Origin of the sequence: Nocardioides sp. LMS-CY (assembly GCF_018732145.1) — a bacterium.
GTDB lineage: Bacteria > Actinomycetota > Actinomycetes > Propionibacteriales > Nocardioidaceae > Nocardioides > Nocardioides soli.
This window is the reverse complement of record NZ_CP076104.1, coordinates 238903-263026: the sequence shown is the minus strand read 5'-3', so window position 1 is coordinate 263026 and position 24124 is coordinate 238903. Positions and strand designations below refer to the sequence as shown.

20 protein-coding genes are annotated in these 24124 nt (G+C 72.3%); 14 read left to right on the top strand and 6 right to left on the bottom strand.

The window, feature by feature from the left end:
• Positions 1-82 precede the first annotated feature (82 nt).
• Both KM427_RS01270 and KM427_RS01265 read left to right on the top strand, forming a co-directional pair.
• On the top strand, positions 83-673 hold the full coding sequence (locus tag KM427_RS01270; protein WP_183595542.1) for an HdeD family acid-resistance protein: 591 nt from the start codon (positions 83-85) through the stop codon (positions 671-673).
• A gap of 18 nt (positions 674-691) precedes the next feature.
• The gene (locus tag KM427_RS01265; RefSeq protein ID WP_215525991.1) at positions 692-2053 is read left to right on the top strand and encodes a hypothetical protein; all 1362 of its coding nucleotides are present in this window, start codon (positions 692-694) and stop codon (positions 2051-2053) included.
• Positions 2054-2428: 375 nt separating this feature from the next.
• On the opposite strand, the gene KM427_RS01260 is transcribed toward KM427_RS01265, so the two are convergent.
• The gene (locus KM427_RS01260; RefSeq protein WP_252274927.1) at positions 2429-3343 is read right to left on the bottom strand and encodes a formylglycine-generating enzyme family protein; all 915 of its coding nucleotides are present in this window, start codon (positions 3341-3343) and stop codon (positions 2429-2431) included.
• Between the two features lie 19 nt (positions 3344-3362).
• A complete protein-coding gene (locus KM427_RS01255) occupies positions 3363-5642 on the bottom strand; it encodes a SpoIIE family protein phosphatase (protein ID WP_215525990.1) in 2280 nt (759 codons plus the stop codon).
• A gap of 174 nt (positions 5643-5816) precedes the next feature.
• On the opposite strand from KM427_RS01255, the gene KM427_RS01250 reads away from it, so the two are divergent.
• Both KM427_RS01250 and KM427_RS01245 read left to right on the top strand, forming a co-directional pair.
• Entirely contained in the window at positions 5817-6215 is a 399-nt protein-coding gene (locus tag KM427_RS01250) for a DUF7144 family membrane protein (RefSeq protein ID WP_215525989.1), read from the top strand.
• Positions 6216-6334: 119 nt separating this feature from the next.
• Complete coding sequence (locus KM427_RS01245) at positions 6335-7750, top strand: IS1380 family transposase (RefSeq protein ID WP_286674204.1); 1416 nt, start codon at positions 6335-6337, stop codon at positions 7748-7750.
• Between the two features lie 465 nt (positions 7751-8215).
• Here the strand turns inward: KM427_RS01245 and KM427_RS01240 are convergent, their stop codons facing one another.
• Genes KM427_RS01240 through KM427_RS01230 form a run of 3 tightly spaced genes read right to left on the bottom strand, consistent with a single transcriptional unit; the run spans position 8216 to position 11608 of the window.
• Positions 8216-9064 carry an alpha/beta fold hydrolase gene (locus KM427_RS01240; RefSeq protein WP_215525988.1) on the bottom strand — a complete coding sequence of 283 codons (849 nt, stop codon included), beginning with the start codon at positions 9062-9064 and terminating at the stop codon, positions 8216-8218.
• On the bottom strand, positions 9061-10005 hold the full coding sequence (locus KM427_RS01235; RefSeq protein ID WP_215525987.1) for a VOC family protein: 945 nt from the start codon (positions 10003-10005) through the stop codon (positions 9061-9063). Before KM427_RS01235 ends, KM427_RS01240 begins: the two co-directional genes overlap by 4 nt.
• A 34-nt stretch (positions 10006-10039) precedes the next feature.
• Positions 10040-11608, bottom strand: coding sequence for a bifunctional 3-(3-hydroxy-phenyl)propionate/3-hydroxycinnamic acid hydroxylase (locus KM427_RS01230; RefSeq protein ID WP_215525986.1), 1569 nt, complete (start codon positions 11606-11608; stop codon positions 10040-10042).
• Between the two features lie 156 nt (positions 11609-11764).
• Here KM427_RS01230 and KM427_RS01225 point away from each other — a divergent pair, with 156 nt between their 5' ends.
• Positions 11765-12412: a TetR/AcrR family transcriptional regulator gene (locus KM427_RS01225; RefSeq protein WP_215525985.1), complete on the top strand. Its 648-nt coding sequence runs from the start codon at positions 11765-11767 to the stop codon at positions 12410-12412.
• Positions 12413-12423: 11 nt separating this feature from the next.
• Here KM427_RS01225 and KM427_RS01220 read toward each other — a convergent pair whose 3' ends face one another.
• Entirely contained in the window at positions 12424-13167 is a 744-nt protein-coding gene (locus tag KM427_RS01220) for an IclR family transcriptional regulator (RefSeq protein ID WP_183595640.1), read from the bottom strand.
• Between the two features lie 59 nt (positions 13168-13226).
• Here KM427_RS01220 and KM427_RS01215 point away from each other — a divergent pair, with 59 nt between their 5' ends.
• The 9 genes from KM427_RS01215 (at position 13227) to KM427_RS01175 (ending at position 24097) form a co-directional block, all read left to right on the top strand.
• Complete coding sequence (locus tag KM427_RS01215) at positions 13227-14006, top strand: IclR family transcriptional regulator (protein ID WP_215525984.1); 780 nt, start codon at positions 13227-13229, stop codon at positions 14004-14006.
• Positions 14007-14106: 100 nt separating this feature from the next.
• Complete coding sequence (accB, locus tag KM427_RS01210) at positions 14107-14586, top strand: acetyl-CoA carboxylase biotin carboxyl carrier protein (RefSeq protein ID WP_183595638.1); 480 nt, start codon at positions 14107-14109, stop codon at positions 14584-14586.
• Complete coding sequence (locus KM427_RS01205; protein ID WP_183595637.1) at positions 14583-15938, top strand: acetyl-CoA carboxylase biotin carboxylase subunit; 1356 nt, start codon at positions 14583-14585, stop codon at positions 15936-15938. Before accB ends, KM427_RS01205 begins: the two co-directional genes overlap by 4 nt.
• Positions 15935-17410: a hypothetical protein gene (locus tag KM427_RS01200; RefSeq protein WP_215525983.1), complete on the top strand. Its 1476-nt coding sequence runs from the start codon at positions 15935-15937 to the stop codon at positions 17408-17410. Before KM427_RS01205 ends, KM427_RS01200 begins: the two co-directional genes overlap by 4 nt.
• Entirely contained in the window at positions 17407-18297 is an 891-nt protein-coding gene (locus KM427_RS01195; protein WP_215525982.1) for an HAD-IIA family hydrolase, read from the top strand. Before KM427_RS01200 ends, KM427_RS01195 begins: the two co-directional genes overlap by 4 nt.
• A complete protein-coding gene (locus tag KM427_RS01190) occupies positions 18294-20129 on the top strand; it encodes a PEP-utilizing enzyme (protein WP_215525981.1) in 1836 nt (611 codons plus the stop codon). Before KM427_RS01195 ends, KM427_RS01190 begins: the two co-directional genes overlap by 4 nt.
• Complete coding sequence (locus tag KM427_RS01185) at positions 20126-21226, top strand: PEP/pyruvate-binding domain-containing protein (protein ID WP_215525980.1); 1101 nt, start codon at positions 20126-20128, stop codon at positions 21224-21226. The genes KM427_RS01190 and KM427_RS01185 overlap by 4 nt, the downstream gene beginning before the upstream one ends.
• Positions 21219-23213 (top strand): acetoacetate--CoA ligase, encoded by a 1995-nt coding sequence (locus KM427_RS01180; protein WP_215525979.1) that lies wholly within the window; start codon positions 21219-21221, stop codon positions 23211-23213. Before KM427_RS01185 ends, KM427_RS01180 begins: the two co-directional genes overlap by 8 nt.
• Positions 23210-24097: an amidohydrolase family protein gene (locus KM427_RS01175; protein ID WP_215525978.1), complete on the top strand. Its 888-nt coding sequence runs from the start codon at positions 23210-23212 to the stop codon at positions 24095-24097. The genes KM427_RS01180 and KM427_RS01175 overlap by 4 nt, the downstream gene beginning before the upstream one ends.
• Positions 24098-24124: the final 27 nt, after the last annotated feature.

Here is a 24124-nt window from a genome sequence, read left to right as displayed (position 1 = left end):
TCAGGCCACCCGATTTGGGCGAGGGCACCGGCGCCGTCCGCGCGGGACAGTGGAACTCTCCGATCCGCCACCGGGAGGTTCCATGAGCGACCGCGCCGACCCGTCGTACGACTCGCCCCGCGCCGTGCCGGCCGGGCTCGCGAGCCTGGCCGAGCACTGGGGGCTCGTCCTGGCGTACGGCGTGGTGACGCTCGTCCTCGGGATCGTGCTCGTCGTGTGGCCGGACTCCACGGTCACGGTCTTCACCGTGCTGCTGGCCATCCAGCTGATCGTCGCCGGCATCTTCCGCATCGTCGGCGCGCTCAAGATGCACCGCAGCGACGGCATGCGCGCCCTCGTCGGACTCACCGGCGGCGTCGCGCTCATCGTCGGCCTGCTGATCCTGCGCGACCCGCTCCAGAGCGTGCTCGTGCTCGGCATGATCCTCGGCGTCTTCTGGCTCTTCGTCGGGATCGTCGACATCCTCGGCGCGATCGTCGCCCCGCCGCCCGAGGGTCGCGGATGGCAGCTCTTCAGCGGCGTCCTCGGGATCCTGTTCGGCGGCTTCCTGGTCGTCTACACCGACCTGTCCCTGCGGGTGCTGATCGTCCTGGTCGCGATCTGGCTGATGGTCGCCGGCGTACTGGCGCTGATCGCGGCCTTCCAGCTCCGGTCGCTGCGACCGGCGCGCTGAGACTGAGAGGATCGGGCCATGGCGGAGGAGAAGCGCTCGTCGGAGGTCGAGGAGCTGCGGGCCGAGGTCGAGCGGCTGCGAGCCGAGATGGGCGGGCCACCCCCGACCGCCGAGCTCCCCGTCGAGGGGCACGGGCGCACCGGCTGGTGGCGGCCGGTCGTAGCGACGGTGCTGATCATCCTGATGGCCGTGCTGGCCCCCCTCTCGGTCGTCGCACGGTGGGCGCACGACACGGTCTCCGACACCGACCGCTACGTCGAGACGGTCCAGCCGCTCGCCAGCGATCCCGCGGTGCAGGCCGCGGTGATCGACCGGATCACCAACGAGATCGTGACCCGGCTCCAGATCGACTCCGTGACCGACCGGGCCGTCGACGCGCTCGCGTCGCGGGGCCTCCCGCCCCTGGCCGAGTCCAGCCTCCGGGCGCTCTCCGGCCCGCTCGCCGGCGCGATCGACGGGTTCGTCAAGGAGCAGGTCACCTCGCTCGTCGAGTCCGACGAGTTCGAGACGGCCTGGGTCGAGGCGAACCGCCAGGCGCACACCCAGCTGGTCGCGGTGCTCACCGGCAAGGACACCGACCAGGTCCAGATCACCAACAACGCGGTGAGCATCAACCTCGCGACCCTGATCGACACCGTGAAGCAGCGCCTGGTCGACCGCGGGTTCGCGCTGGCCGGTCAGCTGCCCACGATCAACGCGCAGTTCACGATCTTCCAGTCCGACGACATCACCAAGGCGCAGACGGCGTTCCGGCTGCTCGGCGCGATCAACACCTGGCTGCCGATCATCGCCCTGCTCTGCCTGGCCGGGGCGGTCGCGGTCGGCCGCTCCCGCCGACGCACCCTGGTCGCCGGCGCGCTCGCGCTCGCACTGTCGATGCTGCTGCTCGGCGCCGCACTCAACCTCTCGCGCGAGATCTATCTCAACGCGGTGCCGACCGACCAGCTGCCGACCGAGGCGGCCGCCGCGATCTACGACACGCTGGTGCACTTCATCCGGCTCAGCCTCCGCGCGCTCCTCGTGGTCGCGCTGGCCGTCGCCTTCATCGCCTGGCTCACCGGACCCGAGGGCTCTCCCGCCGCGTTGCGCCGGGGTACGTCGCGCGCGATCGGCGCCGTGCGACAGGGCGGCGACCGGGTCGGCCTCGACACCGGCCGCTTCGGCATCGCCCTGCACACCTACAAGACGCCGATCCGGATCGCCGTCCTCGGTGGCGCGCTGCTGATCTACGTGCTGCGCGACCATCCGACGGGAGGCTTCGCGATCGGACTGCTCGTCGTCGCCGCGATCATCCTGCTGCTGGTCGAGCTGCTGTCCCGGCCGCCCGCTCCGGCCGGCGACGGCACGGCCGCGCCCCCGGCACCGCCCACTCCTTCCTGAGGGATCGGTCGGGGACGGATCGGGTGTCACACCACCACCCGCCTCCCACCTGGGCCAGGTGGTTTCGAGGCTCAGGCGCCAGCGCGCCTTCACACCTCAACCACCGGCTTCGGTGGTTGAGGAGGTTGCGCTAGCAACCGTCTCGAAACCACCCACCCGAACACGCCCGGGCCAGACGCCCGCCAGGTGGTTCCAAGGCTCGGGCCTGACGGCCCTCACACCTCAACCACCGACTTCGGTGGTTGAGGAGGTTGCGCTAGCAACCGTCTCGAAACCACCCACCCGAACACGCCCGGGCCAGACGCCGGCCAGGTGGTTCCAAGGCTCGGGCCTGGCGGCCCTCACACCTCAACCACCGTGCGGGGCGCTGCGGACTCAGGCGCGGCGTACGCACCGGAAGCCGACGTGGGAGGTGGTGTCCTTGACCCCGTGTCCCTGGCGCGCCGCCGGGCGATAGCGCTGGCAGTAGTCGGGCGAGCACAGGTGCGAGCCACCCTTGGTGACGAACCGGTCGGTCTCGGCGAGCCGCAGCGTGCCGCCGCAGCAGGGGCTGGCGGTCGCCGCGGCGCCCACGGTCTCGCCGGTGTCGGCGTGGGTGTCGGTCCACCGGGTCGACGTCCACTCCCAGACGTTGCCGATCATGTCGCGCAGCCCGTAGCCGTTGGCGGCGTAGCTGCCCACCGGCGAGGTGCGGTGGTGGCCCTCGGGGTCGTCGCTGCGCCAGGGGAAGGGGCCCTGCCAGGTGTTCGCCAGCCGCGCGCCCCCCGGCATCAGCTCGTCGCCCCACGCGAAGTCACGACCGACCAGGCCGCCCCGGGCGGCGTGCTCGAACTCCGCCTCGGTCGGCAGCTCCTTGCCGGCCCAGCGGGCGTACGCCGAGGCGTCCTCCCAGCCGACGTGCACCACGGGGTGGTCGGGGACGTCCTCCCAGGTGCTGCCCGGTCCCTGGGGAGCGCGCCAGGACGCGTCGGGCTGCCAGCGCCACCACTGGGTCCAGTTGCCCAGGTGGACGGGGCCGGCGGTCTGGGTGAACACCTGCGATCCCGGCACCAGCAGGGCGGGGTCGGCACCGGGGAAGTCGGCCGGGTCGGGAGCGACCTCCGCGACCGTCACGTGGCCGGTGTCCGCGACGAAGCGCGCGAACTCGGCGTTCGTCACCGGGTGCACGTCGAACCAGACGTCGTCGACCGTCACCCCGCGCAGCGGGCGCTCCTCGGCGTAGAAGTGGTCGTTGCCGAGCGTGGTCGGCCCTCCCGGCACGAGCACCATGTCGCTCACCGCTGTGGTCACGTCTCCTGTCTAGCAGACGTCAGCGGGCGGGGGCGTCGCCGCCGGACGCCGCGGGCGCGAGCCGCAGCGCGAGCAGCGTCGTGTCGTCGTCGCCGCCGTCGTGCAGGCCGAGCAGCCGGTCGAGCCAGAGCTGGAAGTCGGAGCCGCCGTAGGTGTCCGCGGCCAGCGACCGGAGCCGCTCGGTGCGCTCGCGCAGGTCGGTCCCGCGCCGTTCGACGAGCCCGTCGGTGTAGAGCAGCAGCGCCTCCCCGGGCTCGAGCGGCACGTCGACCGTCGCGGCCTCGCCGGCACCGACGCCGAGCAGCGGCCGGAGGGGTACGCCGAGGTCGCGCGCGCCGTCCGGGCCGATCAGCACCGGCTCCGGGTGGCCGGCGTTGGCCAGGCTGATCCGGGTGCGGCCCGGGTCGACGATGCCGACGATCGCGGTCGCGACGCGCTGGTCGAGCAGGTTGGCCATCAGGTGGTCCAGGCGGTCCAGCGCGCCCGCCGGCGAGTGGCCCTCGACCAGGTAGGCGCGCAGCGCCGTGCGCAGCTGCGTCATCGCCGACGCCGCGGAGACACCATGGCCGGCGACGTCGCCGACCACGAAGGCCACGCTGCCGTCGTCGAGCTCGAACACGTCCCACCAGTCGCCGCCGAGCTGGAAGGTCGACGCGGGCCGGTAGTGAGCGACCACGTCGAGCCCGGTGACCGGCGGTGGCCGGTCGAGCACCACGCTGCGCTGGAGCGACTCGGCCATCGCGATCTGCTCCTTCGAGCGGGTCAGCAGCAGCCCGATCAGGTGCTTGCCGAGCGCGTCCGCCGCCTCGAGCTTCCACTCCGCCCAGGGCAGGCTGCGCCCCCGCACGACCTCGCGCCACTTCTCGAACGACCGGCGCGGGCTGAGCCGTACGTCCGGCCCCTCGGCCGCAGCGAGCTGCTTGTTGGTCGGGTCGCCGCCCCAGTCGACGACCCGCTCCTGCTCGGGCCGGAACCAGAGCAGGAACCGGTCGGAGGCCGACCCGACCCGCAGCACCCCCGCGGCGCTGGTGCGGCCGGCCAGCTCGGGCAGCAGCGTCGTGAGCCGGTCGGTGCAGGTCGCGTAGGTCAGCGGATCCTCCAGCGTCGACGCGATGAGCTGGAGGTCGTCGTCGTCGAGGTCCACCTCGCCGCGCCGGGTGACCACCCCGTCGTAGGACAGCACCGCCCCCGTGGCCTGCACCAGGGTGAGCAGCTCGGGGTCCGCCATCAGGCTGACCAGCGGCGACGCCGGGTCGGCGGAGATGCGCCCGGTCATCCGGGCGAGCACGGTCTGGGCGGCGAGCTTGCGCTCGCGCACGTCGGCGCGCTCCCGGTCGGCCGCCAGCTGGCTGGCCACCTGGCCGAGGAACTCCGCGGCCGCCCGGGCGTCGTGGCTGGGCCGGTGCGGTCCCGAGTAGTGGTGGCAGGCGACCAGGCCCCAGAGCACCCCGTCGACCACGAGCGAGATCGACATGGACGCCCGCACGCCCATGTTCGACAGGTACTCGACGTGGATCGGCGAGACGCTGCGCAGGCTCGCGTGGGAGAGGTCCAGCGGGGCCTCGGTGACCGGGTCAAGGACCGGCTGCAGCGGCACCGGGGTGTAGCCGACGTCGACGATCAGCCGGGTCCAGTTGATCGTGTAGAGGCGCCGCGCCTGAGCCGGGATGTCGGTCGCGGGGTAGTGGAGCCCGAGGAAGGGGTTGAGATCGTCGCGCCGCTCCTCCGCGACGACCTCGCCGTTCCAGTCCTCGTCGAAGCGGTAGACCATCACCCGGTCGAAGCCGAGCAGCCCGCGGATCTCCGTCGCCAGCTGACCGGCCAGGTCGCGCACCGACGTCGCCTGCGCCAGTCGGGCCATCGCCCCGCGCGTCGACTGGTAGGTCAGGCGCGTCGCACCCACGCCGCTGACCGGCTCGATCTCCACGATCCACCGCGCCCCGGAGCGGTGGTGGCGGACGTCGACCTGCCGGCCGGCGAGCCCGGCCCGGGGTGGGAGCTCGTCCAACCGCACCACGAGCGGCTCGGTCGTCGCCTCCGCCGCGATCCGCTCGGCAAGGTCGGCGGCCAGGAGCGGGCCGAGGAGCGACTCGAGCGGCGCGCCGATCGCCACCTCGGCGCGGACGCCCAGCAGCGCGTCGCAGTTGCCCGACACCACCACCACGCGCAGCTGCTCGTCGAGGGCGAGCAGGACGCCGTGGGGCTGGATCGCACCCGGGACGTGGATCGGCTCGCGGTCACACGTGGTGAGGTCGACCTCGCCGTACGCCGGCGTGTGCGGCGCAAGGGACTCGGACACGAGCGGCTCCGGTTGTGCTGGTGGGGGCGGAACGACCAGTCTGGACCAGTAGGCCCCCGAGCGGGCCATCCATCCGGATGAGTTCCGCCCGGAGCGTCGCCGCGCCTCCGCACACTTGCGGACTCACCCGGTCCGGGTGAGTCCAGGACCAGCGCGGGCCGCCACACTCGAAGCATGACTGCGTCGAAAACCGAGAGCGCCTGGGCCGAGGGCATCGGCATCTTCGCGGGCGCCGCACTGCTGACCGTCGGCCTCTTCCAGTTCCTGGAGGGAGTCGCCGCCGCCGCCAAGGACGACGTGTTCGTCCGGACCACCAACTACGTCTTCGAGTTCGACCTCACCACCTGGGGCTGGATCCACATCGTCCTGGGCATCATCGTCGCGATCGTCGGTGGCGCGATCCTCGCCGGCCAGGGCTGGGCGCTGGTCGCCGGCATCGTGCTCGCGATCCTCTCGGCGCTGATGAACTTCGTCTGGCTGCCGTACTACCCCTTCTGGGCGATCCTCATCATCGCCTTCGACATCGCCGTCATCTGGGCACTCAGCACGATGCTGGGCAGCCGCCGGCACTAGCCTCGGGATTTCGTCTCTGATTGGGCGACACCGGCCGTGAACGCACGGAAGTGCCTGTCCTGAGCGGGAAACTTGGGATTGCGACGTCTCAAGCAACCGCACGGAAAGGCACTCCGTAGGTGAAGGGTAGCCCGGTCCCGAGTCTGGTTCTCGATCCCGTCCGCGAGTCGTTGGTCTCGTCGTCGGGGGCGCTGTTGTTGAAGGAGGCGATCCGGGTCGCGGGCCTGGACCGCGGCCTGGTGGCGGCGCTCGCGCCGTGGCGCCCGGCCCGGGCGACACATGATCCGGGCAAGGTGCTGCTCGATGTCGCGGCCGCGGTCGCGCTGGGTGGTGACTGTCTGGCCGATGTCGCCGCGATCCGCGCGCAGCCGGAGGTGTTCGGGCCGGTGGCCTCGGACCCGACGATTTCGCGGCTGGTCGCGAGCCTGGCTGTCGATGTCGACGGCGCGGTGGCCGCGATCCGGGCCGCGCACGCCCAGGCTCGGGCCCGGGTGTGGGCCCGACGGCGGCCGCTGGCCGGTGCTCCTGGCCGTCGGGCGGGCGGGCAGGTGATCGTCGACCTGGACGCCACGCTGGTGACCGCGCACTCGGACAAGGAGGGCGCCGGACCCACGTTCAAGAAGGGCTTCGGGTTCCACCCGATGTGCGCGTTCGTCGACCACGGTGAGCACGGCACCGGCGAACCCCTGGCGATCGACCTGCGACCCGGGACGGCCTCTGCATGGGCCAGCGCCGACCACATCACCGTCCTCGACAACGCACTCGAACAACTGCCCGCCCATGAGCGGGACCAGGTGTTGGTGCGTGCGGACACCGGCGCCTGCTCCAAGGCGTTCTTGCACCGCATCACCGACACCGGCCTGGAGTACTCGATCGGGTTCCCCGGCCGCGAAGGCGTGCAGGCCGCGATCGAGGCGATCCCCGAGCAGGCCTGGCGGGCTGCGGTCGACTCCGACGGACAGCCGCGTGATGGGGCGCAGGTCGCCGAGCTGACCGCGTGGATGCCGACCCCGACTAAGCCGGGTCGGTCCCCGGCACGGTTCGGCCCGCAGGAGTGGCCGGCCGGGATGCGGGTCATCGCCCGCCGGGAGCGTCCCCATCCCGGCGCCCAGCTCCGGTTGACCGACCACAACGGCTGGCGGGTCACCTGCTTCGCCACCAACACGCCACGTTCCGCCGGCTGGCGGCTGGCCGACCTGGAGGTCCGGCACCGCCAACGCGCCCGCTGCGAGGACCGGATCCGCGCCCTGAAAGACACCGGGCTACGGAACCTGCCCTTCCACGGCTACGCCCACAACCGGATCTGGATCGAGATCGTCACCCTGGCCGCCGACCTGCTGGCCTGGTCCCAGATCCTCGCCTTCGACGAAACCGAGCCCGCCCGACGGTGGGAACCCAAACGACTCAGATTCCGCGTCCTCGCCGTTGCCGGCCGCATCATCCGCACCGGCCGACGAAGACGCCTGCGGCTGCCACGCGGCTGGCCCTGGAACCACCTCATCGACACCGGTTGGCACGCACTCCGCGCCGCCTGACCACGTGCAACCAAGGACCCGAACCCGCTCCCACGACCAGGACATCGGAGAACCGGCGAACACAGCGCCGACGGCCGAGCACGCACTTCGCAGGCCGCATCCCGCGAACCCGCAGCAGACCCGGCCGGACCGGACTCACGAAAGATCGAGGCTAGTGGCCATCACCGGAAGTTCTTCGGGTGGCCCGCACCCCGGGCACGCACCTCGCGGCGTTGCCGTCGCTTGCTGGACGAACAAGTAGAGCCGCGCTCCGGCGCCTTGCGATGCACGCACCCCGAGCACGGGCCACCCCCGAGGAACTCCCAGCGACGACCACTAGCTCGGGTCCTGTCGAGACCCGTGAGTTGGCCGCACCGGAGCGATTCCGGGAGCCATCTCGCGGGTCTCGACGCATGTCGGGGGTACGGCGAGGGCTGAGTTTCGGCTGGTCCGGGGCTCGTCGGGTCGGTCGCGAGCGGGCCCGCGTCAGTGGTGGGTGACGAAGTCGATCACGAGGCGGTTGAACTCGTCGGCGTGCTCCAGTTGCGCCCAGTGACCGCACCGGTTGATGATGTGCGCGCGCGAGTCGGGGATGCGGGCGGCCGCGAACAGGGTGCCCTCGAAGGTGACCACGCGGTCGTCGCGGCCGTGGATCAGCAGCGTCGGTACGGCGATCTCGGAGAGGCGGTCAAGGTCCGCCCAGGTCGGGATCGGGCCACGGATGCCGGCCTTCGCGACGTTGGCCAGGTGCTCCGGGCGCCGGGCGGCCGCGTCGGAGCGCTGGCGGCAGAGCTCCGGCGTCGCGAACCGCTCCACGTCGAAGACCATGATCTCGACCAGGCGGCGCATCGCCTCCGGGCTGTAGTCGGTGTAGCCCTGGTACATGATCTTGATGCCCTCGCCGGGTCCGGTCGGCCCGAACAGGAACGGCTTGAGCTGCAGCGGCGCCCCCATGGTGATCAGGTGGGTGACCCGCTCCGGGCGTTCGATCGACATCCGGATCGAGGTGTGTCCCCCCATCGAGTTGCCGACGAACGCCGCCCGCTCGATGCCCAGCGCGTCCATCAGCTGGCACAGCGCGTCGAGCGGCTCGTAGTCGAGGAAGTCGACCTCGGAGGATCCGCCCCAACCCGGCAGGTCGGGTGCGATGACCCGGAAGCCGGCGTCGGCCAGGAACCCGATGTTCGGGCTGTAGTTGCTCCAGCCGGTGGCGCCGGGGCCACCGCCGTGGATCAGGAGGACCGGCGGGCCGTCGGCGGGGCCCGCCTCGTTGTAGTGGATGGTGAAGTCGGCGGTGGTGACGTCCTTCGCGACGTCGCTCTCCAACAGCGTCATCGGTGCGCGTCCTCTCGGGCCGGGTCGTTGGCGATCGCGGCCTGCAGCCAGCCGAGCTCGGCCTGCATCGGGTGGTGACCCCAGTTGTTGAGCCGGTCGAGGGTCTTGACCTCCCACGTGGCGTCGTCGATGAGCAGCCCGCCCCAGCCGTACTCGACCGCGAAGCCGGACGGCGTCGTGACGTAGAAGCTGAACATGTTGTCGTTCGGGTGCATGCCGAGCGTCATCTCGAACGGCTGACCGGCCTTCAGGCAGCGGTCCCACGCCATGCCCACGTCGCGCATGTCGGTGACCTCGACCATGAAGTGGTGGGTCTTCTTGGGGTGCGGCATGTCCCCGAACGCGACCGAGTGGTGGCGCGGGTTGCAGTGCAGGAAGATCAGGTCCGCGACGATGCCCGGCGCCAGCTCCTCGACGATGATGTCGGAGATCCGGAAGCCAAGGACGCCCTCGTAGAACGCCAGGTACGCCTCCCGCGAGACGCCCTTCGACAGCAGCACCTGGTGGCCGGCGCCACCGGCGCCGGTGACGAACTCGCCCAGCAGCAGGTCGGACGCGAACGGCGTCTCCGCGTCGGCGAACCCGGTGACGAGCTCGATCCGGTTGCCCATCGGGTCGACGGTGGTGACCACGCGGTCGACGCGGCGCGCCGCCGCGAGCGCGGCGTCGCCCTCGGCCACCTCGGCACCGGCCGCGGTCAGCCGAGCGACCAGCTCGTCGAGCTCGCCCGCACCGGCGACCTCGTAGCCGCTGACCACCAGATCGTCGGCAGTGCCGCGCTCGACCCGCCAGCGGTACGGCTTCGCATCCATCCGCAGCGACAGTCCGTCGGCGTCCTTGTCGGCGAGCTGCAGGCCCAGCAGCGCCGTGCCGAAGTGCTCCCACGCGGCGAGGTCGGTGACCTCGTACACGACGTACGCGAGCTCCTTGACTCCACTCATCACGTTTCTCCTTGGGTTACGGGTTCTGGGGTGGTCAGGCAGGTACGGCGAGGCCGGAGCCGTCCGCCGCGGCGACGAACCGGTCGGGGCGCACGGCGACCGCGCGGGCGCCGTAGCGGGCGAGCCAGGGCAGCAGCACCTCGTCGAGGTCGACGAGGTCGTCGGCACCCTGGGTGTAGGACGTCTTGGGCCGCACCGCGACGTAGCGCGCACCGAGCGCGTCCCACGCCGCCTTCTCCTCCGCGCTCAGCAGGGTGGCCGGGTCGACGTCCGCACCGAGCAGCACGAAGCCGTCGCCGAGCAGGTCGTCGAGGCGGGTCATCCGGCCGGTCGTGTCGCCGACGATGGGCTGCGGCAGCATCCGGCCGACCACGCTGGCGTCGCCGACCGGGCCGCGCAGCCAGCCGCCGTCGAGCACCGGCGGCGCGATCAGCGGCGGCTCGAACGGCGTGACCAGGCCCTCCGGCACGGTGTTCATCGCCGCGATCTCCTCCGGCGTCGCCTCCTGCTTGATGACTCGGCCGAGCTGGACGGCGAGGCCGGTGTAGAAGACGGCGTTGGGCCGGCGCTCGGCCTCGTAGGTGTCGAGCCACGCGTCGTCGAGCTCGCCGCGGAGCACCCGGGCCAGCTTCCAACCGAGGTTGTGGACGTCGCGGATGCCGGTCTGCATGCCCGCACCGGCCCACGGCGGCATCAGGTGCGCGGCGTCGCCGGCCAGGAAGACCCGGCCGTCGCGCCAGGTGTCGGCCATCCGGGTGTGGTGCCGGTAGAACGCCCACTGGTGGATCTCGACGTCGTCCTCGGTGACGCCCATCGCCGCCAGGAGCGGCCAGACCTGGGCCGGACTGGCGAAGTCGTCCTCGGTCTCGCCCGGCTTGAGCGGGATCTCCCAGCGGTGGTTGCCCGCCGAGAGCGCGATGTCGACGACCGGGCGCTCGCGGTCGGACCAGAAGGTGAGGAAGTCGCGGTCGGGCCACCAGCGCTTCACCTTGCAGTCGATGACGATCCACTGGACGTCGAGCGTGTCGCCGGTCAGGTCGCAGTCGATCGCCCCGCGGACGCGGCTGCTGCCGCCGTCGGCGCCGATGACGTAGCGCACCCGGGCCCGTCGGGTCTCCCCCGTCGCGAGGTCGGTCGCGGTGACGACCACGCCGTCGGCGTCCTGCTCGAGGCCGACCACCTCGGCGCCGTACTCGACCCGCAGGAGGTCGCCGTACTCGGCGGCGCAGTCGCGGAGCTCCTGCTCCATCACCGGCTGGTAGATGTTGTAGAAGCGCGGCTTCACGCCGAGCGTCGACGGCGGGTGCTCGACGCGCATCAGCTCCGCGCCGTCGTAGGTCACCCAGCGCAGGGCGCGCTGCGGCTCGATCACCCGGGTGATCCGCTCGTCGATGCCGAGCGACTGGAAGATCCGCATCGTCCAGTCGTTGATCGTGACCGCACGCGCCCGCGGGTAGATGTCGCGGTCGCGCTCGAACGCCAGGACCGACACCCCCTGGTGGGCCAGCGTGAGCGCCGCGGTCACCCCCGTCGGGCCGTACCCGACCACCGCGACGTCGGCGTCGTACCCGACCCCTGCGCCCTGCTCTGCAACCTGCGTCATCCCGGCTCCCGGTGGCTCGTGCTCGGCCAAGTTTTGGACCGATCGTTCCAATAGTGCATGACCACGGTCACACGGCGGCATCCGGAGGACAATGAGATTCCGGTGTGCAGAAAAGGCTCGGCGATCCGCGCCCGGGAGCACACCTATGCTTCGCGGGTGACGAGCCAGCGGACCACGAACCGGCGCGGACGCCGCTCCCGCGAGGAGATCCTCGAGATCGCCTCGCGGGTGATGGCCGAGCGCGGGTACGCCGCGACCTCGCTGTCGGTGCTCAGCCAGGAGAGCGGGCTGCCGAAGAGCGCGATCTACCACCACTTCCACTCCAAGAGCGGCCTGCTCACGGCGGTGATGTCGCGCGGCGCCTACGACTTCTTCGAGGCGATGCGCTCGGCCCACGCCGGCGGCCCCGAGGGGGCGACCCCGGGCGAGCGGATGCGCTGGTTCCTGGTGCGCACCGCCGAGGTCTTCCTGGCCCGCTCGGACTTCCTGCGGCTGCACCTGATCCTGGTGATGAGCGCCGAGGCCGCGGAGGCCGAGGTGGACGCCATGATCGAGCAGGTACGCCGCGACGGCCGCGCGTACATGCACCACATGATCGCCACCGCCTTCGCCCCGCGCGGCGACGACGTCGCGCGGCGGGTCGCCGACGGGCTCGACTACTTCGGCATCGCCGGCTTCGACGGTGCCTTCGTCGCCCAGCAGGCCGACCCGCGGCGCGACCTGACCGCCCAGATGGAGCTGCTCGCCGAGGCGATCGTGGCGCTCGGCGAGGCCCGGTGCGCCGAGCCCGATGGCACCGCGTAGGCGCTCAGGCCTCAGGCGGTCGCGGCGCTCAGCGCCTTCTCGATCGCCCGGGCACAGCCGTGCAGCTCCTGGACCCAGCCGGACACCCGGTCCCGCGAGAAGCGCGCGGTCGGCATCGCGAGCGAGATGCCGGCGGTCATCCCGTCGGCCCAGCTGACCGGGACGCCGATCGCCGTCAGGCCCGCCTCGGTCAGCTCGTTGTTGATCGCGAAGCCGTTCTGCCGCACCGCGCGCAGGGCGCGGCGTACCCGAGCGCGCTCGGCCGGCTCGAGGTCGGCCAGCGCCTCGCCGAGCGCGTCGTCGTCCAGCACCGAGAGCATCGCCTTGCCGCCGCTGCTGACGTGCGCCGGCAGCGACTTGCCGGTCCGGTCGCCCACGCGCAGCAGCTGGTCGCACTCAACGGTGAGCACGAACCGCGCCTCCGAGCCGGTCAGCACCACCAGGTTCGCCGACTCGTCGGTGCGGTCGACCAGGCGCTGCAGGTGCGGCCGGGCGGTCTGCCGCAGCGTCGAGAGCGGGACGGCGGTCGAGGGCGACCCGTGCAGCAGCCGCCCGGGCCGGTAGCGCTTGTCCGCGTCCTGCTCCGCGAAGTCGCGGTAGACCAGCATCGCGAGCAGCCGGTGGGCCGTCGAGGGCGACACCCCGAGGCGCGCGGCCGCGTCGGTCACCCGCATCGGACCCTCGAGCAGGAGCAGCTGCGCGAGCAGCAGCGCGTTGTCCACCGACTCGATGGCGTACGACGGGCGGTTCTTCACAGCAGAAGATCCTATTGCTCTCAGCGGCAGAAGGCGCCCTGTCGTGCGAAGATCCCGCCATGCGTGACGACGGCCGCCCACCACTGGAGTCCGTCGACCGTGCCCTCCAGCTGATCGAGGCGCTGCGCGACGGGCGGACGCTGACGGTCAAGGCCGCCGCCGAGATGCTGGGTGTCGCGCCGTCCACCGCGCACCGGCTGCTCAACGCCCTCCGCTACCGCGAGTTCGCCCGGCAGGTCGACGACCGTGGCTACCGCGCCGGCCCGGCACTGAGCGGCGAGGACGAGGCGTTCACCCCCGAGGAGCTCACGGTGGCGGCCCGTCCCGCGCTCGAGCTGCTGCACGACCGCACCGACGAGAGCAGCCAGCTGATGATCCGGCGCGGCACCGACATCCAGTTCCTCGACGGGGTCGAGAGCACCCGGCCGCTGCGGGTCGCGGTCCGGATCGGCGACCGCATCCCGGCACACTGCTCGGCGGGCGGGAAGGCGCTGCTCGCCCGGCTCGACGGGCCCGCGTTCGACCAGCTCTACGCCCAGGGCCTCCCGCTGTGGCCGACCGCTTCCATCACCACCACCGGCGACCTGCGCCGGCACCTCCAAGGCGTGCGCCGCTGCGGCTACGGCGTCAACCAGGACGAGACCGAGGACGCCGTCAGCGGCATCGGCGTCGTCGTGACGGACCCGAGTGGGCACCCGGTGGCTGCGCTCACCCTCGCCGTGCCCTCGGCACGCTTCGACCGCCGCCAGGTCACCGGCTACCTCGACGCGCTGGGCGAGGCCGCGGCGCTGACCGGAAGCCGGCTCGGCGCCGCACCCGCGGCCCGTCCGGTGCGCTGAGCACCGCGGGAGGTTTCTGCTAGACAGAATGGTGTAGATCGCTCGTTGCCGAGAGGCGAATACTCCCTTGTGACAGCCAACACACGGGAGGAGATCGCCCATGGGCCTCGACCTGGAGGAGCTGGCAGCCGTCATGGAGCTGCTGGCCGACGCCGACTTCACCCAGCTCCGGATCCAGCAGGGTGACTTCAGCCTGGTGGTGAGCCGGGGCGTGCCGATCGACGACGGCGGTACGACGCCCGCGGCGCCCGCGCCCTCTCCGGTAACGGTCCCCGTCGCAGCCCCGGTGGTGCAGGAGGTCCAGCCCGGCCCGGCGTCCTCCGAGCTCGGCGCCGACGAGGTGCATGTGACCACCCCGATGCTGGGCACCTTCTACCGGGCACCCAAGCCCGGCGAGCCGCCGTTCGTCGAGGTCGGCACCAAGGTCGGCGCGGACACGACGGTCGGCATCGTCGAGGTGATGAAGCTGATGAGCTCGATCCAGGCCGGCGCCGAGGGCGAGGTCACCCGGGTCCTGGTCGAGGACGGCCAGCTGGTCGAGGCCGGTCAGCCGCTGTTCGTGCTCCGGGTCGTGCCGTGACCCATCGCGTCTTCGTCGCCAACCGCGGCGAGATCGCGGTCCGGATCATCGAGGCCTGCGACCGGCTCGGCTTCGAGACGGTCCTCGGCGTCTCGGCGGCCGACCGCGACACCCTCGCGGCCAGGCGCGCCGGCCGGGTGCTGACGCTCGGCGGGGCGCGCTCCACCGACAGCTACCTGCTGCTGCCCGCCGTCGTGCACGCCGCGATCGCGACCGGATGCACGGCGCTGCACCCCGGCTACGGCTTCCTCTCCGAGCGGCCCGAGCTGGCCCGGCTGTGCGCCGAGAACGGCATCACCTTCGTCGGCCCGTCGCCGGAGGCGCTCGACGCGCTCGGCGACAAGCTCAAGGCCCGCGCGCTCGCCGAGTCGCTCGGCGTACCCGTCGCTCCCGGCGGCACGGCCGAGACCGAGGCCGAGATCGACGCGCTGGCGGCCGAGATCGGCTACCCGATCCTGGTCAAGGCCGCCTTCGGCGGTGGTGGGCGCGGCATGAAGCTCGTGCACGGCCGCGCCGAGCTGCTCGACGCCTGGCGGGTCGCCTCCTCCGAGGCGAGCGCCGCCTTCGGCGACGGGACCGTCTTCCTGGAGCGCTACGTCACCGACGCCAAGCACATCGAGGTGCAGGTGCTCGGCGACCGGCACGGCCACTACCTCCACCTCGGCGAGCGCGAGTGCTCGGTGCAGTACCGCTACCAGAAGGTGGTCGAGGAGGCGCCCTGCGCGGCGATCGACCAGGCCACCCGCGAGCTGCTGCACGACAGCGCGCTGCGCATCGCCTCCTCCCTGCAGTACGTCGGGCTCGGCACCGTCGAGTTCCTGTACGACGTCCAGCGCCGCCAGGTGAGCTTCCTCGAGGTCAACCCGCGGCTCCAGGTCGAGCACCCGGTCACCGAAGCGGTCACCGGCGTCGACCTGGTCCGCGAGCAGCTGCTGGTGGCGCTCGGCGAGGAGCTCACCCTGCGCCAGGAGGACATCCGGCTGGAGGGCCACGCGGTCGAGTGCCGGATCACTGCCCAGGACCCGGCCCGCGGCCTGGCCCCCTCCCCCGGCCCGGTCACCCGCTGGCGGCCGCCGGTCGGCCGCGGGCTCCGGCTCGACACGCACGTCTACGAGGGCTACCGGTTCCCGCCGTACTACGACGCGCTGATGGCCAAGCTGATCGCGTGGGGCCCCGACCGGCCCGCGGCGATCGCCACGATGCGCGAGGCGCTCGACCGCTTCGAGATCGAGGGGCTCGCCACCTCGCGCGAGCTGCATCGGCGGATCCTCGCCCATCCCGAGTTCCAGGACGGGTCGGTCACGACCCACTGGCTGGAGCCGATCGTCACCGATCAGGAGGTCACCGCATGAAGGACGTCCAGCTCGTCGACGTCTCGCTGCGCGACGGCAACCAGTCGCTGTGGGGCGCCACCGGCGTCACCACCCGGATGGTCCGCGGCGTCGCGCCGCTGCTCGACCGGGTCGGCTACCGCACCGTCGAGATCGCGTCGAGCACGATGCTCGCGACCGCCGTCCGCTATCACCGCGAGGACCCCTGGGAGCGGCTGCGCACGGCGCGCGACCTGATGCCGAACACCCAGCTCGGCTTCCTCACCACCGGCAAGCGGTTCATCACCTTCTACCGCACCCCCGACGCGATCTTCGAGCTCGCCTTCCGACTGCTCGCCCGCAACGGCGTGACGCGGCTCTGGGTGATCGACCCGATGCACGACATGGACGGCGCGAAGCGCACCGCCGCGCTCGCCAAGCGGGTCGGCTTCGAGGAGGTCGTGGGCGGGGTCTGCTACACGACCAGTCCGGTGCACACCGACGACTACTTCGCCGACAAGGTCGCCGAGCTCGACGACTGCCCGGAGATCGACTCGGTCTACCTCAAGGACCCGGCCGGCCTGCTCACCCCCGAGCGGGTCTCGCACCTGGTGCCCACCCTGCAGGCGCGGCTCGACCGGCTCCGGGTCGACGAGATCCACAGCCACACCACGACCGGCATCTCGCCGCTCACGGTGCTCGCCGCCGCGGACGTCGGCGTCGACACGATCCACTGCGCGCTGCCCCCGCTGGCCAACGGCGGCTCGCACCCGCCGGGCCCGCGACTGGTCAAGAACCTGCACGCGCGCGGCTACCGGACCCACGTGGACGTCGAGGCGATGGCCGACGCGTCGGCGTACCTGATGCGGCAGGCGCGCATCAAGGGCCTGCCGATCGGCACCCCCAACGAGTACGACGAGGAGTACTACCGCCACACCATCCCCGGCGGCGTGCAGTCGACCACCCGGCGCCAGCTCGCGGAGATCGGCAAGGCCGACCTCTTCGACGCGGTGATCGAGGAGTCGGTGCAGGTCCGCGAGGACCTCGGCTGGCCGATCGTGATGACCCCGTTCGCGCAGTACATCGTCACCCAGGCGACGCTGAACGTGATCGGCGGCGAGCGCTACCGGCAGCTCTCCGACGAGGTCGTCGACCTGCTCCGCGGCGACTTCGGTCCGCTGCCCGGGCCGGTCGACCAGGACCTGATGGACCGCGCGATGGCGACCTCCCGCGCCACGCAGGCGCCGGACCAGGACATCACGATCGAGGACCTGCGCCGGCGGTTCGGCCACACCCTCAGCGACGAGGAGCTGCTGCTCCGTGCGGTGATGCCGGCCAACCAGGTCGACGCGATGATCGCCGCCCGGGGCACCGGCCCGGCCAGCACCCTCGCGACCGCGCTCGCCGGGATGGCCGGCGCCCGCCCGGGCCGGACCACGATCGACCTCACCCAGGACGGCACCGCGCTCACGCTCACCCGCGACGTCCCCGCCGACCAGGGAGCGGCGTCGTGACCGGCCTGTCCCGGCTCACCGGGGTCGAGGGCTGGATCCTCGACGTCGACGGCTGCCTGGTCCGCACCTCGCGCGCCGGCGGCACGGGCGGTACGCCGATCCCGGGCGCGGCCGAGCTGCTCACCGGGCTCGCCGAGCGCGGACACCGGGTCGTGGTCTGCACCAACGCCTCGGAGCTCCCGCCCGCGGCGTACGCCGCGCACCTGCGCGAGATCGGCCTGCCCGTCGCCGACGAGGACTTCGTCACCGCGGGCAGCGCCGGCGCCGACCACATCGCCGCCGCCCACCCGGGCGGTCGGGTGGTCGCGGTCGGCGGGCCGGGCATCACCGTGCCGCTGCGCGAACGCGGCCTCGAGGTGGTCGAGGCCGACGGCCTGCGCGACCCGGGCGAGTGCGCGGCCGTGCTGGTCGGCGCCGCGCCCAGCTACACGCACGCCGCGCTCAACGCGGCCTGCCTCGCCATCGAGGCCGGCGCGCCGCTCTACGTGTCCCAGAACCAGCCGTGGTTCCACGGCGGCGTGGGCCGCAGCATCGCGATCTCCGCGGTGATGGCGGCCGCCATCGCATGGGCGACGGGCGCGGGGGCCGAGGTGACCGGCAAGCCGTCGCCGGTACTCGCCGAGGCGCTGCGGCACCGGCTCGGCGTACCCGCCGAGCGGATCGCGGTCGTCGGCGACGCGACCGCCGAGATCGAGCTCGCCCGCGCCATCGGCGCCCAGGCGGTCACCGTGCTCAGCGGCGCCCTCACCGCCGACGCGGTCGCCGCCCTGCCCGACGTACGTCGTCCCGACCATGTGCTGCCCGACGTGGCCGCTCTGCACCACCTGCTCTCGCGAACCCCCGACAGCGCCCCCGTCTCGGACCGAACCCCAGGAGTCCTCTCATGACCGCACCCGACCGCTTCCCCTTCTTCAACGAGGTCGCGCCACCCGCCGGTGCGGAGGGCTGGGAGTCGATGTACCCCTACTTCCTGGTCCCCAGCGAGGAGACCCGCGAGCAGGAGAACGGCCAGTTCTGGTTCGCCGACACCATGCACTGGGCGCGCGGCGCGCATCCCTTCGACAGCATCGGCGCGGAGGCGGTCTACCTCGGCGCCGGCCAGAACAGCACCCGCATCTTCGTCCTGCCGACCGCCCTCGGCCTCGACGTGCGGATGATGAACGGCTACGTCTACATCTCCCCCATCGCAGTCACCGACCCCGAGGAGATCGGCCGCCGCGCGGCGCTGTTCCAGGAGCGGGCCGGCTACTACTACCAGAACTGGGACGAGCTCTACGGACGCTGGAAGACCAAGATGGAGGCCGCCGTCGCCTCCATGAAGACGATCTCCTTCCCGCCGCTGGGCGAGCTGGACCCGATCGAGGTCGTCACCGAGGGCCGCGGCCGCTCGACGTCGTGGGACATCATCGCGGAGTACCACCGGCTGATCGACGAGTTCTTCCTGGTCTGGCAGTACCACTTCGAGTTCCTGAACCTCGGGTACGGCGGCTACATCGTCTTCTTCCAGTTCTGCAAGTCGGTCTTCCCGAGCATCAGCGACCAGGAGATCGCCCGGATGGTCGCGGGCGTCGACGTCCTCGCCTTCCGGCCCGACGACGAGCTGCGCCGGCTGGCCGCGCTGGCGGTCGAGCTGAAGGTCGACCACCTGCTCGCCGGCGACGACCCCGACGCCGTCGTCGCGGCGATGGGCGAGTCGGACGCCGGCCGCACCTGGCTCAAGGAGCTCGAGGTGGCCCGCGACCCGTGGTTCAACTACTTCGCGGAGTACGGCTTCACCCACGACCAGGACACCTGGATCAGCGACCCGTCGATCCCGCTGCGCAACATCGCCCGGTACGCCGCGCGGCTGGCCGCCGGCGAGGACATCTCCCGACCCGTCGAGCGGCTGCGCGCGGAGCGCGACGAGCTCGTCGACGAGTACCGCTCGCTGCTCACGCCCGAGGAGGCGGCGCAGTTCGACGAGCTGATCGGCCTGTCCCGCAAGGTGTTCCCGTTCATCGAGGAGCACAACATCTACGTCGAGCACTGGACCCACTCGGTGTTCTGGCAGAAGGTCCACGAGCTCGGCGACTTCCTGCTCGCCGCCGGCTTCACCGAGCAGCACGACGACATCTTCTACATCAACCGGTTCGAGCTCGACCAGGTGCTCTTCGACGTCGTGGAGTCCTGGGCGATCGGCGTCCCGGCGCGCGGCAAACAGCGCTGGGCGGCCGAGGTGCGGCGGCGCCGCGGCATCATGGCCGCGCTCCAGGCGCAGGGCGCCCCGCCGGCGTACGGCGTGCCGCCGGCCGAGGTCACCGACCCGTTCGCCGTGATGAACTACGGCGTCACCACCGAGCGGGTCCGCGACTGGCTGGGCGCGGGCAGCGACGAGGGCGACTCCTTCAGCGGCATCCCCGGCGGCCCGGGCGTGGTCGAGGGGCCGGTGCGCGTGCTCCGCTCGGAGAAGGACCTGGCCGAGCTGCAGCAGGGCGAGATCCTGGTCGCGCCGATCACCGCGCCGTCCTGGGCGGCGGCGTTCTCCGTCGCCACCGGCGTGATCACCGACATCGGCGGGATGATGTCGCACGCCGCCATCGTCTGCCGCGAGTACGGCATCCCCGCCGTGGTGGGCACCGGCTTCGCGACCGCCCGCCTGACCACCGGCCAGCAGGTCCGCGTCGACGGCAACGCCGGCACCGTGACCCTGCTCGACGACACCGCGGGAGCGGAGGCATGAGCGTGATGACCGAGTCCTCGCTCGACTACACCCTGGACTTCACCCACGAGCGGGCCCGCCTCGTCGCCGAGGTCGGCGGCAAGGGCGCCGGGCTCGCCGAGATGACGGCGGCCGGGCTGCCGGTCGCACCGGGCTTCGTCGTCACGGCGAGCGCCTACCGGGAGTACCTCGACACCGACGGCCTGCGTGCCGACATCGAGGCGCTGCTGGCCCCGGTCCGCGACGGCGACCACGCGTCGTACGACGTGGCGGAGCGGGCGATCGCGCAGCGGCTCGCCGAAGCACCCCTGCCGGCGGCCGTGGCCGTGCAGGTCCGCGAGCAGTACGCCGCGCTCTGCGCCCGGGTCGGCATGGCCGACGTGCCGGTCGCGGTGCGCTCGAGCGCCACCGCGGAGGACTCCGCCGCCGACAGCTTCGCCGGCGAGTTCGAGACCTGGGTCGACGTGGTCGGGGCCGACGAGGTGCTCCGGCACGTGCACCGCTGCTACGTCAGCGTCTTCACCGGGCGGGTGCTCGCCTACGCGCTGGAGCGCGGGATCGACCTGGCGACCGTGGACATGGCGGTCGTCGTCCAGAAGACCGTGCGGGCCCGCGCGGCCGGCGTGATGTTCACCCTCGACCCGATCACCGGCGACCGGTCCCGGATCGTGCTGGAGGCGAGCTGGGGCCTGGGCCTGGCCGTCGTCGGCGGCGAGGTCAACCCGGACCGCTTCACCGTCGCCAAGGTGGGGCTCGCGATCGCCGAGCGGGTCGTCAGCTCCAAGCACGTGGAGTACCGCACCGGCCACGCCTCGGTCGAGGTGCCCGCCGAGCGCCGCGACGTGCTCTGCCTCGGCGACGACGAGGTGGTCGCGCTGGCGACCCTGGCCAAGCAGGTCGAGCGGATGAACGGCTGCCCGCAGGACATCGAGTTCGCCGTCGACGAGGACCTCGCCGCGGGCGAGAACCTGGTCCTGCTGCAGTGCCGCCCCGAGACCGTGTGGAGCACCGTCGAGCGCAAGCCCGCCTTCGACACCGGCGCCTCCGTCGTCTCCTGGATCACCGGGACGATCGCCGGCTCGGGCTCGGTCCCGACCGACGGGCACCAGCATGGCTGACGGTCCACCGCTGCTCACGACCCCGCCCGACGACGTACTCGACACGACCCAGCTGGGCCGCTACGTCGGCTGGCTGCGGGAGCACCGCGGCCTCGAGATCGCGGACTGGCGCACCCTGTGGCGGTGGTCGGTCGACGACCCGGAGGGCTTCTGGTCCTCGATCTGGGAGTTCGGCGGGATCCGCGCGCACCGCGGCTACGACCGGGTGCTCGGCTCGCGGTCGATGCCCGGCGCGGAGTGGTTCCCCGGCGCGCTGCTCAACTACGCCGAGCACGCCCTGGGCCTCCCCGAGGACGCCGACTCCGTCGCCGTGGTCGCGCACTCGCAGACCCGCCCGCCGGTCGAGCTCACCTTCGGTGAGCTCGCCGACCAGGTCGCTCGCGCCCGCGCTGTGCTGCGCTCGCTCGGCGTCGGCCGCGGCGACCGGGTGGTCGCCTACCTGCCGAACATCCCCGAGACGCTGGTGGCGTTCCTCGCCACCGCCAGCCTCGGTGCGGTCTGGGCGAGCTGCGCCCCGGAGTTCGGCGCGCCGAGCGTGCTCGAGCGCTTCGGCCAGATCGAGCCGAAGGTGCTGCTCGCCATCCCCGGGTACGTGTACGGCGACAAGGTCGTCGACCGCCGCGAGGAGGTGCGCCGGATCGCCGAGGGGCTGCCCAGCGTGGAGCACCTGATCGGCGTGGCGTACGGCGAGCACCCGCTGCCCGGCGTACCGGACTGGGCCTCGCTGCTGGCCTCCGCTCCGAGCGAGGAGCTGACGTTCGAGCCGGTGCCCTTCGACCACCCGCTCTGCGTGCTCTTCACCTCCGGCACCACCGGCGCGCCGAAGGCGATCGTGCACGGCCACGGCGGCGTGCTGCTCGAGCACCTCAAGACCGGGCTGCTGCACTACGACCTGGGTCCGGGCGACCGGATGCTGTGGTTCACCACCACCGCCTGGATGATGTGGAACGTCCTGGTCTCCAGCCTGCTGGCCCGCGCCTCGATCGTGATGATCGACGGCAACCCGGCCTACCCGGACGCCCGCGCGCAGTGGCGGCTGGCCGAGGAGACCCGGCCGACGCTGATGGGGGTCAGCCCCGGCTACGTGATGGCCTCGCGCAAGGAGGGCATCGAGCCCGGACGCGAGTTCGACCTGGCCTCGGTCCGCCAGCTCGGCGCTGCCGGCAGCCCGCTGCCGCCCGAGGGCTACCGCTGGATCCACGACCAGTTCGGCGACGGCGTGCTGCTCAACGTCGGCAGCGGCGGCACCGACGTGTGCACCGGCCTGGTGCAGGGCAGCCCCTGGCAGCCGGTCTGGGAGGGCGAGATGTCGGGGCCCAGCCTGGGCGTCGACGTCGTCGCGTTCTCTCCCGACGGGGAGGTCGTCGTGGGCGAGCTCGGCGAGCTGGTGATCCGGCAGCCGATGCCGTCGATGCCGGTCGCCTTCTGGGGCGACGACGACGGCGCGCGCTACCGAGCGGCGTACTTCGAGGAGTTCCCCGGCGTCTGGCGGCACGGCGACTGGATCCGGTTCCGCGAGTCGGGCGGCTGCGTGATCACCGGGCGCTCCGATGCGACCCTCAACCGCGGCGGCGTCCGACTCGGAACCGCCGAGTTCTACCGCGTGGTCGAGGAGCTGCCCGGCGTCGCCGACAGCCTCGTCGTGCACCTGGAGTCGCCCGACGGCGGCACCGGGGAGCTGATCCTCTTCGTGGTGACCGACCCCGGCACGACGTACGACGCCGGCCTGGAGCGGACGCTGCGCGGGGCGATCCGCGCGTCGCTCTCCCCGCGGCACGTGCCGGACACGATCGTGCCGGTGTCGGCGGTGCCGCTCACCCGCACCGGCAAGAAGCTCGAGGTGCCGATCAAGCGGATCCTCCAGGGCCAGGCAGCCGAGGAGGTCGCGCGCCCCGACGCGCTCGCCGACCCCGCCGCCCTGGCCGAGTACGTCGCCTACGCGCGCTCCCGAGGCGCCGGGGCCCGAGACACGAGGAAGGTGTCATGACCACCCGCTACGAGCCCGCCATCGACGTCGACGCGATCGTCGCGCTCGACGTCCACACCCACGTCGAGGCCGACGGCCACGACCACTTCGCGCTGGACGACGAGCTGCTCGACGCGTCGGCGAAGTACTTCCGCTCCGACGACAACCGCACGCCCACGGTCGAACAGCTCGCGGCGTACTACCGCGAGCGCAGCATGGCCGCGGTCGTGTTCACCGTCGACGCCACCACCGGCCTGGGCCACCCGGGACTCTCCAGCGAGGAGATCGCGAAGACCGCGGCCGCGCACCACGACGTGCTGATCCCCTTCGGGTCGGTCGACCCGCACGCGCCCGACGCGGCGGCGCGGGCGCGGCGGCTGGTGACGGAGTACGGCGTGCGGGGCTTCAAGTTCCACCCGAGCATCCAGGCGTTCACGCCCAACGACCCGGCGTACTACCCGATCTACGACGTGCTGCAGGAGCTCGGCGTGGTCGCGCTCTTCCACACCGGCCAGACCGGCATCGGCAGCGGGCTGCCGGGCGGGCGCGGCATCAAGCTGCGGCTCTCGGACCCGATGCTGCTCGACGACGTCGCCGCCGACTTCCCGCACCTGCAGATCGTGATGGCGCACCCGTCGGTGCCGTGGGTCGACTCCGCGATCTCGATCGCGACGCACAAGGCGAACGTCTTCATCGACCTGTCGGGCTGGTCGCCGAAGTACTTCCCGCCGCAGCTGGTGCGCCAGGCCAACAGCCTGCTCAAGCACAAGGTGCTCTTCGGCTCCGACTACCCCGTGATCAACCCGGACCGGTGGATGGCGGCCTTCGACGAGCTGGAGATCAAGCCGGAGGTCCGGCCGCTCGTGCTCAAGGAGAACGCCCTGCGCCTGCTGGGCCTGCGCTGATCCACCCCCGCACTCCGACGAAGGGAA